This is a genomic window from Desulfitobacterium sp. LBE (assembly GCF_007830365.1).
Classification (GTDB): domain Bacteria; phylum Bacillota; class Desulfitobacteriia; order Desulfitobacteriales; family Desulfitobacteriaceae; genus Desulfitobacterium; species Desulfitobacterium hafniense.
This window is the reverse complement of the sequence record NZ_VLKD01000001.1, coordinates 181,385-198,581: the sequence shown is the minus strand read 5'-3', so window position 1 is coordinate 198,581 and position 17,197 is coordinate 181,385. Positions and strand designations below refer to the sequence as shown.

Below are 17,197 nucleotides of genomic sequence, written 5' to 3'. Positions count from 1 at the left end.
TGCCAAGTTATGGACTTACTGATTTTTTTATGAAGCCAGGTAATGATCTGAGAAATCAAGGAGTTTAATCTCCACTATTTGTGCTTTTGAAGCCTCCCCTCTGCTCAATGTTTCAAAAATGGACACTTTGATCCGAAACACTGTAACTAAGCTGAACAGCATAGGGCTCACAAAAGGATTTGAGCCCTGGCTGAGGTAGGTATTGAACAGAAGCGATAGATGTGCTAACCTTAATATTGGGAACTAATGGTAGCATGGGGACTCCTATTATGATTTGGAGTGATTGATGATGCCACAGGAGAATTGGTTGAGGTTCGTTAATGGAGAACCGACGGTTCAGAATATTGCGCCTTTGATTTACCGCTCTTGGCAACGAAGTCTGGCCCACAATATTAATCCTGCTGTTATTTCAAACAATAAGTTTCTTAACGACTCCGGCTTACGGGAATTGCGGGAATCCAGGGAAGACCTGATCCGTGCTGCCGGCTCTGTCCTGCCTTTTCTGTTCCAGCTCCTCAACAGCTCTAATTTCTCCATTCTGCTTGGGGATAAGGATGCTTTTATTCTGGAATCCCTGGGGGATGGCCCTTTCTTAAGCAAAGCCCAGCGGATTTTCCTTTCGCCGGGGGGCAATTGGGGGGAAGATGTCAAAGGAACCAATGCCATCGGCACAGCCCTTATCGAAGGCATGCCCGTTACCATACAGGGAATGGATCATTATGTCCAGGAGAACCACTTCTTGACCTGTTCAGCCGCACCCATCCACGGACTTCAAGGTGAAATTATCGGTGTGATCGACATCAGCGCCGAAATAGGGAATCAGCATTGCACTTTGGACATAGCCCTGGTCGGGGCTCGTTTAATTGAGCAGAACCTGCGCCATTTAACGATTGAAAGAGAGTTAAAATTCTATCAACAAGGGAGTAAGCTGGCTGTCGATCTTTTAAAGGACGGATGTCTTTCCATCGACCGGCATGGCATGATTACTCAAGTCAATGCCACGGGTGCTTCTCTGATTGGCCGGAAAAAAGACGACCTGATCGGCCGGCATGTTACCGATGTTTTAGGTGCTCCGAAAGGCTGGGTGCTGAATCAGGATACTCTTGATTTAAGGCATAAGGATGGCAAAGGCCATGAACTGGTGACCCATTTTCAGCGCATATCCGACAACTCGGGAAGCTCCTTGGGGGCTGTGGGTGTCATACAAATTATCGGACAGAACCTTGATAACTTGAGCTGGGTAGGGAGAACCAGCCTTAAATCACGTGAGATTCTGGAAAAAGCCCACAAAGCGGCTCAAACCGATTTCTCCGTCCTCCTGCAAGGGCAGACGGGAACGGGAAAAGAGATTATTGCCCGCATGATCCATGAATTAAGCCCGCGCAAGAACGGGCCTTTTATTGCTCTTAACTGTGCCGCCATTCCCAATACCCTTCTGGAAAGTGAATTGTTCGGCTACGCCGACGGCGCTTTTACAGGTGCCCGCCGCGGGGGACAACCGGGAAAATTTGAACTTGCTCATGGAGGCACCATTTTCCTGGATGAGATCGGGGATATGCCGCTCAATGCTCAGGTGGCCCTTTTGCGTTTGCTTCAGGAAAAGGCACTGGTGCGCATCGGAGGCAAAACCCTGCAGAAAATTGATGTGCGTGTGATCACGGCTTCCCACAAAGATTTAAAGGCCCTTGTGGATGCCCATGCCTTTCGCCATGATTTGTTCTATCGGCTTAAGGTGGTGTCCATCGAGCTGCCGCCGCTCAGGGAGCGGCTGGAAGATTTACCTGAGCTGGTCACCCATTTTATACATAAAGCCTGCGCCGCTATCGGCCGGCCCATGATCGACATGGCTGAGAGCGTCTATCCCTATTTTTATTCCTATAGCTGGCCGGGAAATGTTCGCGAATTGGAAAATTGCCTGGCCGGGATGGTCGCCATGTGCAACGGCTCTCTGCTCACCGTCCGGGATCTGCCTCCGGAAGTGAGAGAATCCTTAAGTGAGAAAACTGAAGATGAAGATGTTTCTCTGCTTGCTTCCCAAACCCGCCAGATTATTCTCCAGGCCCTGGTTAAAACCGACGGTAAAATTCTGCCCGCTTCCCGGCTCTTAGGCATCAGCCGTACGACCCTATACCGAAAGATGAAAGAATTGAAGATCAGCATACCCAAAGCTTAAATACCCCAAGCGTCATTGCCTGGAAAAGCCAAAAGACCGTTGTGATGACGGTCTTTTGGCTTTTCCGGGCAAGAGGATGTCGGACCCTATCCGGCAACTATCTTCCCGGGAGTAAAGTCAACACTTTATTATGATTATCCAGCCCCACAATTTGTGCTTTATAGCCTTTTTTCTCCGCTGCAATTTCTCTTTCCCTGGCAAGCTTAGCCACCTTCTCTTTGCTATCGAATACCCTGGCGCCGGTGGGGCAAAGGTCGACACAGGCCGGAGATAAGCCGGAGCTTAGGCGCTCTTGGCACAGAGTGCACTTTCCGACAAGGCCGTTATTCATGATGCCCATGGCGGCATAAGGGCAAACCGCTGCACATACCTGACAGCCAATGCATAACAATTCATTATGAAGGACGACACCGTCATCTGTGGATTTAATCGCTCCCACCGGACAAACCGCTGCACATTGCGGTTCACTGCAATGACGGCAGGATACATGGGCGTAATACCTTACATAATGATCGTTCAGAAATTCAACCGGGTGCATTTTCAGGTAGTTATTATCTGTGGCCAGACCATTCTCCTGCTTGCAGGCTGCCAAACAGGCTTTGCAACCAATGCAGGAGGTGCTGTCGATTAACATCGCCATATCGCTCATTTTTTACATCCCCCTTCGGAATAGGCCCGGCATAGTACATTTTTATGAGGGAAATTCCCGCCGGGCTGATCCAACACGCTGGGCAACAGGGTATTGATGGAGTCTGAATTATATCGTTTGCTGAAGTAAGGTTGAGTAAAGAAATGATTTTGAGGCACAGAGTAAGTTAACTTAGCAGGCAGGGAAATGGCCCCGGTCGGTGTCTCAATCCGGATCGCCTCCCCATCCTTAACCCCAAGCTTAAGTGCCGTCTGGGGATGAACCTCCACATAGGGCTTTTCGAATTCCCGTGCCAATCTGCTGTATTGGCATTGGGTATGATAATGGGCCGCTACCTTAACGGAGCTGATGAAATAAGGATAGTCTTCAATGCTTAACCCTTCATTTCCCGGAGATTGCAAGGGATCTTTGTAGTGAAGTACACTCCCTTTCCCTCTTAATAATTCAACCTTCTTGGAGGGCGTATTGAAGCCCTTGCTATACAACCTGTGGCTTTCTTCTCCGCCCTCAGGATAAGGATAATGGACGCCACCGGCCTTTTCCTGCATTTTGGCAACGGTAATGGCGCTGATATCGGCAATATGCCGCCGCTCCATATCCCAGGCCTCCTCAGGCGTGTCGGTAAAATACTCTGTGGGGAGGCCCATTTTTTCCGCCATTAATTTGAAGACTTCGGCGGCCGGTTTTGATTCCCCATAAGGCTCCACGGCTTTATCCCGCCATTGCATGACTCTGTGAATTCCCGGCTGCATACCCGCTTCTTCCAGCCAATGGGTTGCCGGGATGACGATATGGGCTAAACAGGCGGAGTCATCAAGGGTTAAGGTATGGGATACAACAAAATCAAGCTTCCCTAAGGCCTTTTTCATACGGGCGCTTTCCGGCCAGTTAGCACAAGGGTTGCCCGCAATATAGATCATTTTGATCTGACCGGTCTCCATCCCCTCGATGACCTTGTCAGCCGGAAGTTTGAAGCTGGGCTTGACGACATGTTCCGGTTTGATCAAATCAGCAGGCTGCCCATACCCATTAATATGGGAAACCACTCCCGCACCCGGTTTGCCCACATTGCCGAGAATGGCAAATAAGGATTCAAAGGCCATCAAGGCCTGCTCCCCATTATTGACCATGACGATGCCCCGTCCCGGCCACATGATGGCCGGTTTTTTGGTGCCCAGCTCATAGGCCAGCTCCTCAATGACCTTTTGGGGTACCCCGGTGATCGCCGCCGCCTTCTCTGCTGTAAAATCTTCTACCGCTTGAGCCAGTTCCGCAAAGCCATTCACTTGATCGCGGACAAATGCTTCGTCATAGTGCTTATGCTTAATGACCAGGTGCAGAAGGGCCATGCCTAAAGCGGCGTCGGTGCCTGGGTTAACTTGAATAAATTGATCGCTGAGCTGAGCGGTTTCTGTATAACGGGTATCGATGGTGATGATTTTGGCGCCATGTTTTTGGCCTTCCTGCAGCCAATGAAATTGTCCGGCTTTCGTTTGCGCACAGTTATTGCCAACGTTTAAGACAAGCTTCGAGTAAATGACATCATGAAGGGGGGCTGAAGCCGCAGCCTTGCCGAACATTTCTTTTCTGACTTTTTCCTCTGAGCTGAAACAAATGGGTCCGGTGCCATAGTTGGCAAAACCGGCTATTTCGCCAAAGATCTTCAGGGCGAACTTGCTGAAGGAGCCGCCAATTTTAGAGGTAATGCCGATCACAGAACCGGTGCCGAAGTTGTCGGAGAACTCCTTATACTTCTTGGCAATGGTATCGATAGCTTCCTCCCAGCTAATCCGCACAAATTCACCATTGACTTTCTTCATCGGATACTGAACCCGTTCCGGTCCCCGCAGGTTTTCAATAATCTCGATGGGTTTGGGGCATATTTTGCCTTTATTATAGGGATTATCCGGATCCCCATAAATAGCTTTTATAGTTCCCTCAGGGCCTATATGAACTTTCAGCCCGCACCCACCGTTACAAAGGCAGCAAATTGAGGTTTTAACCATGTCACTGTCCGGTATAACGGTTCTATTTCGATGCAGTCCCTGGACTCTAACAAATGCCACAGACAATTCCCCCTTTTGCTTCTGCTGTGCAATACCCCTGAAACCGGACCGGATGATTGAGCCAATAGTTTAAAGTATCCAGGCTTACTTTGGTTTTTTGTTTGATCATGGCGGTCAGAATACCGGCGCCGTCAATATCGCCCACCATGATCATCCCCACCAAAATGTCATCCTTGACAATAAACTTGCGGTAACGTTTGGTTACTTTATCATAAGTGCTCAGCTCTTTCCCTTCTCCGGTGGGCAAATAGGGAATTCCCGCCGAAACGACGCCAACGCCGCAAAATACAGCTGAGTTAGAGCCGACAGAGCCTTCGTAAATTCTCTCCACTCCGGCCATATTGCTGCCGGCCACGGTTCCTTGTGCTGTCGCCACAGGCCAGATGGAAATAACCCTTTTTTCATCCCAAACAGCGTGATACGCTTCGGCAACATCCCCTGCCGCATAGATATGGGGAACTGTCGTTTGCATATGCTTGTCGACGATAATCCCGTTATGAACCTCGATACCGGTGTTTTTTACCAGATCAACATTGGGGCTGACTCCAGCGGCCATCAGCACCAGTTGACAAGGAATTTCCTTTCCGGAGCTAAGACGTACTCCTTCTACCTTGTCTTGGCCCAAAATCTTGCTTAGTTTAGTGTTATAGATGACTTCATACCCATCCTGCTCTAATAACTCGGTAATGATCTGACCGGTATGAGGGTCCACCGAGCGGGACATGATCCGGGAGTTAACGATGATGGAAACCTTTATGCCCAGTTCATGAAGAGCATGGGCTCCCTTCAGTCCTACCAGCCCGGCTCCCATAACCACCGCTTCCTTGACACGGGGGGCAAAATCCATGATCTTGCGGGCATCTTCCAGAGTACGAAGCTCGAATACCCCTTCCAAATCAAGCCCCTCAACCGGTAAGGAGTAGGGAGAAGCACCTGTGGCAATCAAGAGCTTATCATAGCTGACGACTTCCCCTGATTGTAAGGTGACGCTTTTCTCAGTATCATTCACTTGCTCAACCTTTTGGGGAATAAAGTCAATGCCTGTTGCAGCATAGAAATTGGCATCACGAATATAAATGCGGTCTTGATCGATTTCTTCACCAATATAATAGGAAGTCAGGCAGCGTGAGTAAGGCCGGTTGTTCTCTTCGGAGATCATGGTTATTTTTCCCGATGAGTCAAGTCCCCGGATCGCCTCTGCTGCAAAAACTCCCGCGGCGCTGTTGCCAATAATTACATAATGCATAGCCGATCACCTTCAATCTCTTTTTCATACTCTGCGGCAGTGCCAAAAAAGAGGGCCTTCCGCGAACAAGCTATCATACAAGGGGGTTGTTCTTCATCCAGGCATAATTGGCATTTTCCGGCTTTACCGGTTGTCAGCTGAGGAGCGATGGCCGCAAAAGGGCACACCATGACACACATATAGCAGCTCACACATTGCTTTGCATCATGGCTCACATGCCCGGCATCAGAATAACTCAGGGCACCGGCCATACAGGCTTCCACACAAGCAGCGTGAACACAGTTCTGGCAAACAGATACTGAATAGCGGCCATCTGCTCCGGATACTCTGATCTGGGGCTTTGCTAAAGGTGTCTCAGCTTTAGAGTTAAAGAGGCTTTGGGTTTTGGATTGCTTTTGGCGGCAAACCTGCTCACAAGCCAAGCATCCGTTACATCGTTCAGGTATAAAGTAAAGTTTTCGCATGTGTGTCTCCTTCCTAATTCGTGTTCTGCGAAACCGCTTGTCTTGATGAATCAAATTGATCATTGAATACAAGGGTGCTATTGCTGAACATTTCTTTAACTTTGCTGATATCGTAATCCAGAAAATACTTTGCTCTGTTCAAGGCCTGGTTGGATGATGCGAATAAATCTTCCTGAGAAATAAAAATGTTCTCCTCACCTATCTGCTGGGCAAGCTTTGATTCGGTCAGCAATTTATCAACATTTGAACTCACACCGGATATGATGACTTTTCCTCCTGTTTCTTTGATCTTCTGGACAAACAGCTTGAGGGTATCCAGGGAGGTCACATCGATACTATTCACTCTTTTCATGCGAATGATCACAATACCGGCTTTGCCAACGAGCAGATCCAACTTCTTTTCCAGTTCATCGGCACAACCAAAGTAAAGATTGCCTTGAATATGCACGATGAGTGTATCTGCTTTCTCTTCAACCGATTGGATCTCTGTTTCCAGGAAGGCATTCTCTTTTCCCTGAGCAGGAGTAAGGATCTTGATATGAACTTTGCTGCCTTCTCTAAGATAGATCATAATTGAGACGGCAATCCCTAAATAAACCGCCGTATCCAAGTGTGGCAGGACAACTGCCGCAATGGCTGTGGTGCCCATGACTAAGGCGTCCGCTTTATTTAACTTAAATATCCTTTTAATCTCAGCTCTATTCACCATATTAAAGGCAATGTTCAAAATTACACCGGCTAAACTGGCCATGGGAATATATTTGGCATAGGAACCAAGGAAAAGAAGCACAATGGCCACAAAAACCCCTGAAAGAATACCTGCTATTCTTGTAGCGGCGCCGCTTTGGAAATTGATAGCAGAGCGGCTGAAGGAACCGGTTCCCGGAAAACATTGAAAGAAGGGAGCGGCCACGTTGGTGATTCCTTGCCCGATAATCTCCTGATTGGCATCAATTTTTTGTCTGGATTGGGAGGCAATCGCCTTGGAAATTGAAATAGCCTCTACCAAAGCAATAATGGCAATTGCGAAAGCACCGCTCAATAATTCACCGGCTAATCCTAAATCAAAGTGGATCATTTTAAAAGGCGGCAGCTGGGATGGAATCGTTCCAGTGAGCTTTACCCCAAATTGCTCCAAGGAAAACATGGCTACCAGAGCCGAGGAGAGACAGACTCCCAGTAAGGCGCCGGGCAGATTTTTGTTTATCCTTTTACAAATCATAATGACAAAGATCGAGAGCAAGCCTAACCCAAGGGCGTAATAATTAACCGTTCCCAAATGAGTCGCGATATAGACTAATTTATTAAGGGTCGACATTTCCGAAGAATTGGGGATGGAAATGCCCAGAAATAAATTCAGTTGACCTAATCCGATCAGTACGGCCGCACCGGCAGTAAAACCAACAATCACCGAATGGGAGACAAAATTGATTAATTTGCCAAGTCTTAATACTCCAAAAAGCAATTGTATGGCACCAACCAAAAAAGTCAAGAGAAAGAGTATTTCATAAGCGTTTTCCAATGCCATATAATTTTTCATACCGCTGGCGACCAGGAGGGCAATCGCATTGGTCGGTCCTCCGATCAAGTGATTGGAGCTGGAAAAGAGCGAGCAGAAAATGGTTGACACAATTGCCGTATAAAGACCATAAACCGGGTTGACCCCTGCAATCAGTGCATACGCCATCGATTGAGGAACAGCAATCACCGCCACAGTCAAGGCGGCAGTTATATCCTTCTTGATATACTCCTTCTTATACGTTCTAAGCGTATCAATCAAGGGGAGATGTTTCTCAAGTTTTAATACCGCTGTATTCATACCCTTTACCTTTCTTTCTTCAAAAAAGTAATCTAAAAAAGTAACCTGAGTGAAAATTTATAATTCGGATATAAGCGGGACATAGCTTTGCAACAGATTCCAGGGCCAGCCCCGCCTCAAGCTTCTCATCACTTTCTTTCTCTGTACCCTCTGCCAAGTTCTCTGTTAATCTGCTGAACATCATGCTTAAAACTGATTTCCTGCACAACGATCGCCGGCAGTTCCCTGACCTCTGCTTCAGACTGAATAATCTTGCCCACAGGAACCGAACTATCATCGGGCAACTCTACATTCAGGACCATGGCGCCATGGGATATAAATGAATTTTTACCAAGTGTGGCATTGTGAACTATCGCTCTAAAACCCACAAACGTTTCCCTGCCGATAACGGCCGGTCCATGTACCAGGGCGCAATGTGCGATGCTGCAGTCCTGGCCAATCTCAATGGAGCCACCCTTCAGACAGTGCATGATCACTCCGTCTTGTATATTGACTCCTGCACCAATGATAATAGTCAATCCCTCATCTGCCCGCAGCACTACATTGGGACAAATCATCACATTCTCACAAACTCTAACATCACCGATCAACACAGCCGTTGGATGAACATAAGCCGTATGATGAACTTTAGGGTGCTTTGAAGTCCTATTCCACGATGTCTTTGGAGAATTCTCTAATATCATTACTACAGGCCTCCTCGAACCACTGATGCTCAGACATTCACGTACGCCTCAATACGCTAAAAACCACTATCACAAATAATTAGACTAACTATCTCTTAGATGTTAATGCCAAACACCAGCAAGAAATATTTCAGGCCAATATAGAATAAAAGAACTCCTAAGAACATTTTCATATAGCGGGCATTGATATACTTGGATAGTCTGGCCGCTACAACTGTTCCGATGGCAACACCAGCCAATTCGAAGGCCAAAAAGGTAAGGTCCAAGGAACTGCCCATGGAAAGGTAATTCAGGATACTGGTTGATGAAGATACCAGGATGGATAGAGTTGAAGTTCCGGCCACAATATACATTGGGAATCCCAGGATGCTGGTCATAAAAGGAACAAGTAAAAATCCGCCGCCTACTCCCAAGGAAGCAGACAGAATAGCAACTAGTAACCCTGCAATAAAGACAACTATGGCATTATACGTGAATTCTTCGCCAGAAAAAGTAAAGCTGTTCTTGATACCGGTTTTTTGGAATTTAACGCCGATTTCCTTGATCTCGCTTAATTTTCCTTGTTCACTCAGTTCTTTAACCTTTTTAGCAAAATTATCATTAGCCTGCTTTACTTTCTTTTGGCTATTGATAAATTTGTTGGTACATTCATAGGCGATTCGGAAGGAAATACCCAAGGTCACTATACCAAAAAAGGGTTTAAAGGTAGCCATATCCTTTAATAAAGAATGAGAGAGCGTGGAACCAATCAAGGCACCGATGATTCCGCCTAAGCCCAAAACGATTGCGGTGGGAATAACAACCCTGCGCTCTCTGAAATAGAGGGGGGTACCTACGATAGGGGTGACAAGGGTTAAAATCTGGTTCATGGGTTTTACCATATTGGCATTTTTAAGTCCGAAAATACTCATATGACCTACACCGGCCAGGATACCTCCGGCTGCTCCAACAGATGTAAAGACATATCCGATAAAAACACCCCAAAGGACTAAGAAAATGGGATTGGCATCAACGCCGGCTAATGGAAAATGCATAATAGACGCCTCCTGTTTTTTATTTTTCAATGATTGACCTGAAAATTATCCCGTGCTGCTCTAGCATGTCTTGACCTAATCAACTTGAGCAACGGTTTTAATACTAAATGAAATAAAAAGTACATACCCAGATACGCGAATACCGTGTTTATTGGCCCATTGAAAAGAGGAATAGTGATGGTTTTGAATTTCAGACTAATTAAGCATGCCAGGACAAGGTGAGGTGAAAACTTATAAAGGGAGTCGATTCCTAAAGCTGTCAGATACTCGAAAAATACTTCCTTCATTTCCACCTCAACAGACTTATAAGCCGCTGCATCTTTGAGATCTACCGCAACTTTCAACAGTTCATCCAGTTCCTGATACCTTTGCCTGTGCTGCTGAATTTTCCGGGAGTGAGGATCTTTGAGAAAATTTAGAAATTTGAGAATATTTACCAACGTAAAACTCCTTTCTAAATTCACTTGATTACAGCCTGCTGCTTGTTCCAGTTCCCCCTTTCACTTTATTAGGCTATAGAAAAAATTTATCATAACTATAAAAAAATGCATGCTAAAAAAATGACAACATTTGTGTCATTTTTCTAACACTTTTTATGTCAGGAAAATGACATAAGGATCTTACCCCATAAAGAAAAACCGAGGCTGCGGCCTCGGTCCTTTTATTGCTCTCTCACATCTGAAATTTTATAGTCGTAACCGTGAAGTCCCTTATAATACTCTGGATACATTTCTCCCCCACATTTTTCACAACTAAACTGTGGAGGAACCGTTGGGTCACCATCATCCATAGCATCAAATTCCCTGACCACCTTCAATGCAATCTCCTCTTGTCCATTACACTGCAAACAAATGTAGTTGACTGAATTCTCCACACTTTGAGGCTTCTTCTTTTTGCTTGGTTTGCGTTTTTTGGATACCGGCGAAATGATCGATCATCCTTTCCAGGCATGCTCTGCTTGTCTCACATCTCGCATGCTTAATTTCTAAGTGTCCGGCTTTTAGGCACACTTCTCCCTTGTATTCATAATAACACTGACAATGGGGACATACCATGGGGTCTTTTCCTGTTTGTTCCTTGAGCCGTTGCTCCCATTTCCTGCGTGCTATTGTCTTTTTAACTTTTACAATCCATTTCCTCACTTCTTTCTGCCATGCGGACACTAGTGTTTTACATTGTGATTTAATCCGACGAGCATAGACTCCATAATAACGAATGGTTTTGAACTGTTCATCCGGTATGTGCACGATTAATCGCGTGATAAACTCTTCCACTGTGAGCTTTTCTCGTTTCTCTTGCCCCTCATTTTTATCATGATACTTAAACGTTACATACTCACCGTCATATTCTTCAATCCGATGCAGGGCTATTGCCGGCCGACGAATATAACGCCCTATATATCCTAGTTGCACCTTGACATTCCCTCTTTGTTTCGGGGCATAGACATAGAAACCTTCTCCATTGGCTGAATAGGCTTTCTGTAGCAATTGCTGGACTTTCTTCTTTTCCTCCTCGTTTAAGTGGCTTCGAATGAGTTTTAAGACCACCGTTTGCCATTGCTTTCTTAGCAAGGGAAATGGAATGTAGTCATAGCTTTTCCATTCTCCATCTTTCTTCATTCCACCCATGGTCACGAGCATATGGACATGGGGATTGAAGTTCATTCGGGATCCAAAGGTATGCAGTCCGGCTATGACACCCGGGGTCAATTTGCACTTCTTCTTAAACCACTCTTGAACTATCCTGACCGCCTCATCCATTAAGGGTTTTAGCAAGTGTCGGTGTTTTTGAAAGATCACTCTTAGCCCTTCATCGATTGTGAAGATGACATGTCGATGATTAACCTGCATGACGTCTTCAGCCATCATTCGGCTCCACTCCTCTGTTTCTCCACTGCTACACGTTGTGCAAAATCTCCCCTTACAACGGTACGGTACTATTCGTATGTCATGGCAGCCTTCACACACTAAGAGCTTAAATCCATTTTTAGGGTTACCACAGTTACGGAACTTCTCGACCTCTTTTACCACAATCGGTCTTATTCGTGTCCCGTATTTCTCTACAAATCTATCCCAATGGTTATTCTCATCGAAGAATATCCGTCTCAATATGTTTGTTTCCATAACTCCATTTTACCAAATACTCTAGTAAAGGGGGATCCCCAAAAAACTTATACTTTCTGATACGTTAAAAAAAGATGCCTCCTGGTTTAGTTCCTTACACCGAACTAACCGGAGACATCCTTCTCACACCTAAATTAAACGATCAAATTATTGAGCTTATCAAAATCCAATATATATAATTCCTTATCCTCAATAGCGATACTGTTCTCTTCTTTAAAAGCGTTAAGCAGTGAGGTAACATTCTGCCTGGAGGTTCCTATCATGTAGGCAATCTCCTCATGAGTTAAGCGAAAGTTTATCTTCGTACCTTTAGGGGTTTCTACCCCCATTCGTTTGGCCATTTTCACTAAAAACATGGCCAGCCTCCCGGATACCTGGAAGCAGGCTATTTCTTCAATAATTTGTTCCGCCTCCCGCATTCTAATCGCAAGAGTTATTGAAGCCTTAATAGCAATTGACGGATATTTCACAAGTAAATCCATAAATTGAGGATTCCGTACTACGACTAGTGTAACCTCGTTAATAGCACTTGCAAAACACGTCCGGTCCCCTCTATAGAGCGTTTCCGCAAGCCCCATTAATTGGCCGGAGGATCGTATACTTCCCACAGTGATCTTTTTGCCATAGGGTGTTACCCGGAATATTCTTACATAGCCTTCTTTGATATAATAGATCCGATCAGCTGTATCACTTTCAGAAAAAATGACTTGTCCGCGCTGATAATGCACGATCGTTCCAAATTGCATAATGCAGCTTTCTTCTTCTTTACTCAACAATGTTTTAGCAAAGTTAGCATTTTCGATCATAGGCTTTACCTCATGCTTTACAAACTTGGCCTTAAAACTCATTGTATCATCCATCACAATTCTATCATGATACACTGATAACTACTACATTTACCGGCATTCATTTTTTAAATGATGAAAATAGTATTTGTTTATATTGATTCTAAATGATCGCCATTCAGGCAGGAAGGCCTGCCGCCAAACGTTCAGATAAACGCAGGCGCAGGCCTTACCTCTTCAGCATAAACCAAGTAGCTTCAATTTAGTTCTATTTCCTGATTAACCACTAAGTGTGCCTCAGGTTTATTGATGGTTATGGTGATTTTCTTACTGGTCTTCCACAATTCATCTTCACTGTCCATTTCGAAACCTACACCCATTCTGCCTCCATCACGAAAACTTCCCCTACTTCCAACCTCAAGCACTTCTCCATTCTCATTGGTGATTTTCAGTCCTGTGGTATAGTTGTTAAAGCGTTCGACAAAGGGCGGGTCCGGGGACATTATAATATAGGGCTGCTTGTTCAGGGGGTTTTGGGAAGGCTCCACAATCTCCAGTTCCAGCCAACTGGTTGGATCGATACTCGATAATCTGACCATACCGTCATAGAAGGCTACTGCCGGGACCTGCTCCTCAGTAACATCGATTTGGCCTTCTTTGCTTACATAAAAGGACCAATCCACAGGGAAATTCAACACCTCGGAGGTTTTGAACTGGATAGCCCTGATATCCAAGGATACTTTACCTGGCCACTGGTTCAAGGGTTGCGCAGAGAGGGTAAACTTGAAGGAATTCGGGGCATCACCGGGAACAATGGATTCATAGCTAAGTCCTGCCGATTGCCCTCCGGATCTTATAAAGCCTTCAAGATGACTTAAGGTTTCCCCCTCCTGCAGCTTTGCTTCACCATAGAGCAGTGTTTGCGAGGATTTTACCTCCAGGCCTGTTAAGCGAAGGCTTCTCCCCTCCCACTCATAGCTCTTATCAAGGGTTACCCTTTCCGAAGACTCCTTCAGGAATTCATCCTGGAGAGGAAGGTTAACTGAAATTTCACCCTTAATGGTGTCAACGGGTTCGGGTTTCATGGAACCTTCAGGGATTATCCAGTTGGAAACTGTTAAAGTAAGCTCCTGTGCCGGAACTGGAGTATGATATCCCATAAACACCATGATCTGATGATACCCTTGCGGAGAGATGCCTCCCCACCTTTTGCCTAAAGGTTCCATAGTAGAATTGTCTCTCATATAGTCTTCTGGGGGTATATCAATCACCCTCTGAGACGCCATCAAGTAGTTTTTGTTCGGTTCCGTGACCGTATAGAGCACATAGGTATAAGACGGAGTATACCACACCTTTTCAAAAGTCACTACGGCCTCTGTGTCAGGGATAGGCTTGGTTATATTGATATCCACAATTTGCCCTGACTGTTGAGCCCTCTGCCACCCCGGCACAAGGCTATTGGCAAAGTCCTCCGCTGAATTCACTTTAACCGGCACTTCATTGTTAAAACTTTTACCATAGAAAAAGCTGCCTGCACTGGCAATGAGCATTATGATCAGAACAACGATTCCTGCGGTAAACATGCGTTTTCTAACTTTAAGAAGAAATGTTTTCGCCGAGCGAAATTTATCTTCTTCTTCAATGTTCAATAGTTCAGGGTAGATTATTTCTTTCCGAATATCCGGTATTTGACTATCCTTATCCCGGTATTTTTTCCTGCATTCAGGACACTGCTCCAAATGCCATTCGATAAAATCCTTCGTTTCTTTCGATACGAGTTCGTCATCATATAGGGGCATAAGATCCTCTGTGAGCCTGCAATAATCAATCTTCACTTTCCTTCCCCCTTTCCAGGTCTGCATAGGCCTCCCTAAGCTTCTGTTTCGCCCTAAAGAAGGTTACCCGAACCCAGTTTTCCGTCTTCCCCAATATCTTTGCGATCTCACCATAGCTCAATTCTTCAAACTCCCTGAGAATGATCACTGTCCGGTAGGTTTCCGGCAAGCAGTAGATGGCTCTTTGCATAGTCAGGCTTTGCTCTTTTTGCAGAAGCTGCTCCGCTGGATCAGCAGACCTCTCTCCTCCATCCAAAAACTCCTCATCGAAGGAAGTAAAGACGATGCCCTTAGGATGACTTTTATTAATCTTGCTAAGGTAGGTATTACGTGCAATAGCATACAACCATGTTTTTACTGAAGCTTCTTCACGAAATTTCGGCAGTGCCTGTAACGCACCCAAGAAGGTTTCTTGAGTTAGCTCCTCCGCCAGATCATAATCACCGGAAAGACGCAAGAGATAGCTGAAAATCGGCGCACTAAGCTCCATATACATTTCTGTTAGGTTTCTCATCGTAGCATCACCCAGACACCGCCTTTCCCTTGCTTCTACCTACTTAGTAAGAAAATATCGCTGTTTATTACACCAAAATAAAAAAACAGGCAAAGCGGCGATAATTTTTAAGGGTTTGCTCGCGCTCATGCCTATAAAAAATTTCCCTAATAGCCGGCCTCCGTGGCCTTTATTTGATCATAAAGGCTTTGGTTTACCGGTGTGGCTATCCCATACTCTTTCCCCAGTTCTATGACTGTACCGGCAAAAAGCTCCACTTCGCTATAACGTCCGGCTTCAACATCCTGACGCATCGAAGGTTTTCCTTCCGGGCTTAATTGGCTGAGGACCCCCAGCCAATAATCCAGATCAGCTTCGGTTAAATCAATGCCCTCTTTCTCGGCTAAGGCAATCACCTCTCTCATCGCCGCAATCATCGTATCTCTGGCCGGTCCTTCTTTTTGGATAACACCGTAATCGCTGCCATAGACAGCCACGGCTTGGTTGACACCCACATTCAGCATCAATTTACCCCACAGACGCTTTGGCATGTCAGTATCGACAAGATAAGGGAATTCCATCTTTGTAAAAAAGTCTGCCACCCTTTTAACCTTAGCTGAGCTGCTTCCAGGCTCCCGGTCGCCAAAGCAAAGGAAACCCATATGGGCATAAGTCAATCTATTCCCCTCTTTAACCGCATCCATTCCCTGGGCCACAGAATATAAGACTTTGTCATGGCCATAAACCTGACCAATCATAGCTTCACTGGTGATCCCATTCAAAGCCGACAAAATAAGCGTATTTTCCCCTACTTGATTCTTGACGGCCCGGATAGCATCTTCCAAGCCACTGTATTTTACCGTAAATAGAACGAGATCGGCCGGTGAGGTCTTTTCCTCCGGCGTCACATAATGGAACTCACACCGCTGGCCATTACAGAAAATCGCATCCTTTAGATATCTGTCTATTCTCTGCTGATCGGCAATAATTCTTAAGTCAGCCTGGGGCATTCTCTTGGCCAGATGACTTCCATACAATATTCCCATAGCACCTAAACCGATAATTGCTACTGTTTTGATTTCCATATCTGACTCAATCCCTCACTAAACTATTCTTTAAGTGTCCCTATTACTTATATAGATGGACCTCCAATACAGTATATCATTTGTACTCTGAATAGTTGTAGACGATTTAATCACTTTGAAATAGACGTAGGAGCAGTTCCATAGCTATTCTCAAGGCATTGTATTCAGAACATATGTTTGATATAATCTTTTCAAGGTAATAAAAGGTAAATACACTAAAGACTATGTATTAATTACTCTATACCCCTAAATTATGATATATTAATATCAAGTAAGAAGAGGAAGAACATGAGCCTTATTCACAATCCTCACGATAAATTTTTTAAAGAAACCTTTGGTGATGTCGGCATGGCCAGGAGCTTTCTGAAGAATTATCTTCCACAGGAGATCCTGGCACTAGTTGACCTGGAAACTATCCTGCCGCAAAAAGACAGCTATATCGATCAGGAGCTGCAAGAAAGCTTCTCCGACCTACTGTTTCAAGTGAAGATCCATAAGAATGAGGGATACCTCTATTTTCTGTTTGAGCATAACCCAAACCTTCTTGCACACCCCTGTTTTTTCCCCAAGGAAAAAGCTAAAATCCCTACCCACGAAAACTCAAATGCTTGCCTCCAAATTATGCACCAGTGCACAATTTGAACTAAAACAAAGAGACCATCGTAATCGATGGTCTCCTGCACTACCTGGCAACGACTTACTTTCCCAGGACCCTGCGGTCCAAGTATCATCAGCCCTGGAG

Annotated in this window: 15 protein-coding genes and 1 pseudogene; 2 read left to right on the top strand and 14 right to left on the bottom strand. The window is 45.3% G+C overall.

Annotated features, from left to right (window positions below; all coding sequences use genetic code 11):
- Positions 1-289 precede the first annotated feature (289 nt).
- The gene (locus DESLBE_RS00910) at positions 290-2,173 is read left to right on the top strand and encodes a sigma-54-dependent Fis family transcriptional regulator (protein ID WP_011459978.1); all 1,884 of its coding nucleotides are present in this window, start codon (positions 290-292) and stop codon (positions 2,171-2,173) included.
- 97 nt (positions 2,174-2,270) lie between these two features.
- Here DESLBE_RS00910 and DESLBE_RS00905 read toward each other — a convergent pair whose 3' ends face one another.
- From DESLBE_RS00905 to DESLBE_RS00840, 14 genes are all read right to left on the bottom strand, one after another.
- The gene (locus tag DESLBE_RS00905) at positions 2,271-2,822 is read right to left on the bottom strand and encodes a 4Fe-4S dicluster domain-containing protein (RefSeq protein WP_144674858.1); all 552 of its coding nucleotides are present in this window, start codon (positions 2,820-2,822) and stop codon (positions 2,271-2,273) included.
- The gene (locus DESLBE_RS00900) at positions 2,819-4,888 is read right to left on the bottom strand and encodes a molybdopterin-dependent oxidoreductase (RefSeq protein ID WP_144674857.1); all 2,070 of its coding nucleotides are present in this window, start codon (positions 4,886-4,888) and stop codon (positions 2,819-2,821) included. Before DESLBE_RS00900 ends, DESLBE_RS00905 begins: the two co-directional genes overlap by 4 nt.
- Positions 4,875-6,134, bottom strand: coding sequence for an FAD-dependent oxidoreductase (locus DESLBE_RS00895; RefSeq protein ID WP_144674856.1), 1,260 nt, complete (start codon positions 6,132-6,134; stop codon positions 4,875-4,877). Before DESLBE_RS00895 ends, DESLBE_RS00900 begins: the two co-directional genes overlap by 14 nt.
- Entirely contained in the window at positions 6,122-6,598 is a 477-nt protein-coding gene (locus DESLBE_RS00890) for a 4Fe-4S dicluster domain-containing protein (protein WP_015944430.1), read from the bottom strand. Before DESLBE_RS00890 ends, DESLBE_RS00895 begins: the two co-directional genes overlap by 13 nt.
- Positions 6,599-6,611: 13 nt before the next feature.
- Positions 6,612-8,417 carry a SulP family inorganic anion transporter gene (locus DESLBE_RS00885; protein WP_144674855.1) on the bottom strand — a complete coding sequence of 602 codons (1,806 nt, stop codon included), beginning with the start codon at positions 8,415-8,417 and terminating at the stop codon, positions 6,612-6,614.
- Positions 8,418-8,545: 128 nt separating this feature from the next.
- On the bottom strand, positions 8,546-9,100 hold the full coding sequence (locus tag DESLBE_RS00880; protein ID WP_011459982.1) for a transferase: 555 nt from the start codon (positions 9,098-9,100) through the stop codon (positions 8,546-8,548).
- A 95-nt stretch (positions 9,101-9,195) separates the two neighbouring features.
- Positions 9,196-10,134, bottom strand: coding sequence for a sulfite exporter TauE/SafE family protein (locus DESLBE_RS00875; protein WP_144674854.1), 939 nt, complete (start codon positions 10,132-10,134; stop codon positions 9,196-9,198).
- 26 nt (positions 10,135-10,160) lie between these two features.
- Complete coding sequence (locus tag DESLBE_RS00870) at positions 10,161-10,598, bottom strand: hypothetical protein (protein WP_144674853.1); 438 nt, start codon at positions 10,596-10,598, stop codon at positions 10,161-10,163.
- A gap of 197 nt (positions 10,599-10,795) precedes the next feature.
- The gene (locus DESLBE_RS00865) at positions 10,796-10,951 is read right to left on the bottom strand and encodes a hypothetical protein (RefSeq protein ID WP_018214534.1); all 156 of its coding nucleotides are present in this window, start codon (positions 10,949-10,951) and stop codon (positions 10,796-10,798) included.
- Positions 10,952-10,970: 19 nt separating this feature from the next.
- Positions 10,971-12,257 carry a transposase gene (locus tag DESLBE_RS00860; RefSeq protein ID WP_080632402.1) on the bottom strand — a complete coding sequence of 429 codons (1,287 nt, stop codon included), beginning with the start codon at positions 12,255-12,257 and terminating at the stop codon, positions 10,971-10,973.
- 134 nt (positions 12,258-12,391) lie between these two features.
- Positions 12,392-13,063 (bottom strand): Crp/Fnr family transcriptional regulator, encoded by a 672-nt coding sequence (locus tag DESLBE_RS00855; RefSeq protein WP_144674852.1) that lies wholly within the window; start codon positions 13,061-13,063, stop codon positions 12,392-12,394.
- Positions 13,064-13,299: 236 nt separating this feature from the next.
- Positions 13,300-14,877 (bottom strand): zf-HC2 domain-containing protein, encoded by a 1,578-nt coding sequence (locus DESLBE_RS00850; protein ID WP_172625342.1) that lies wholly within the window; start codon positions 14,875-14,877, stop codon positions 13,300-13,302.
- Positions 14,867-15,391 (bottom strand): RNA polymerase sigma factor, encoded by a 525-nt coding sequence (locus DESLBE_RS00845; RefSeq protein WP_243131205.1) that lies wholly within the window; start codon positions 15,389-15,391, stop codon positions 14,867-14,869. Before DESLBE_RS00845 ends, DESLBE_RS00850 begins: the two co-directional genes overlap by 11 nt.
- A gap of 146 nt (positions 15,392-15,537) precedes the next feature.
- On the bottom strand, positions 15,538-16,455 hold the full coding sequence (locus DESLBE_RS00840; RefSeq protein WP_144674850.1) for a 2-dehydropantoate 2-reductase: 918 nt from the start codon (positions 16,453-16,455) through the stop codon (positions 15,538-15,540).
- Positions 16,456-16,743: 288 nt separating this feature from the next.
- Between DESLBE_RS00840 and DESLBE_RS00835 the strand changes: the two are divergent.
- Positions 16,744-16,986, top strand: a pseudogene (locus DESLBE_RS00835) (Rpn family recombination-promoting nuclease/putative transposase); the annotation flags it as partial.
- Positions 16,987-17,197: the final 211 nt, after the last annotated feature.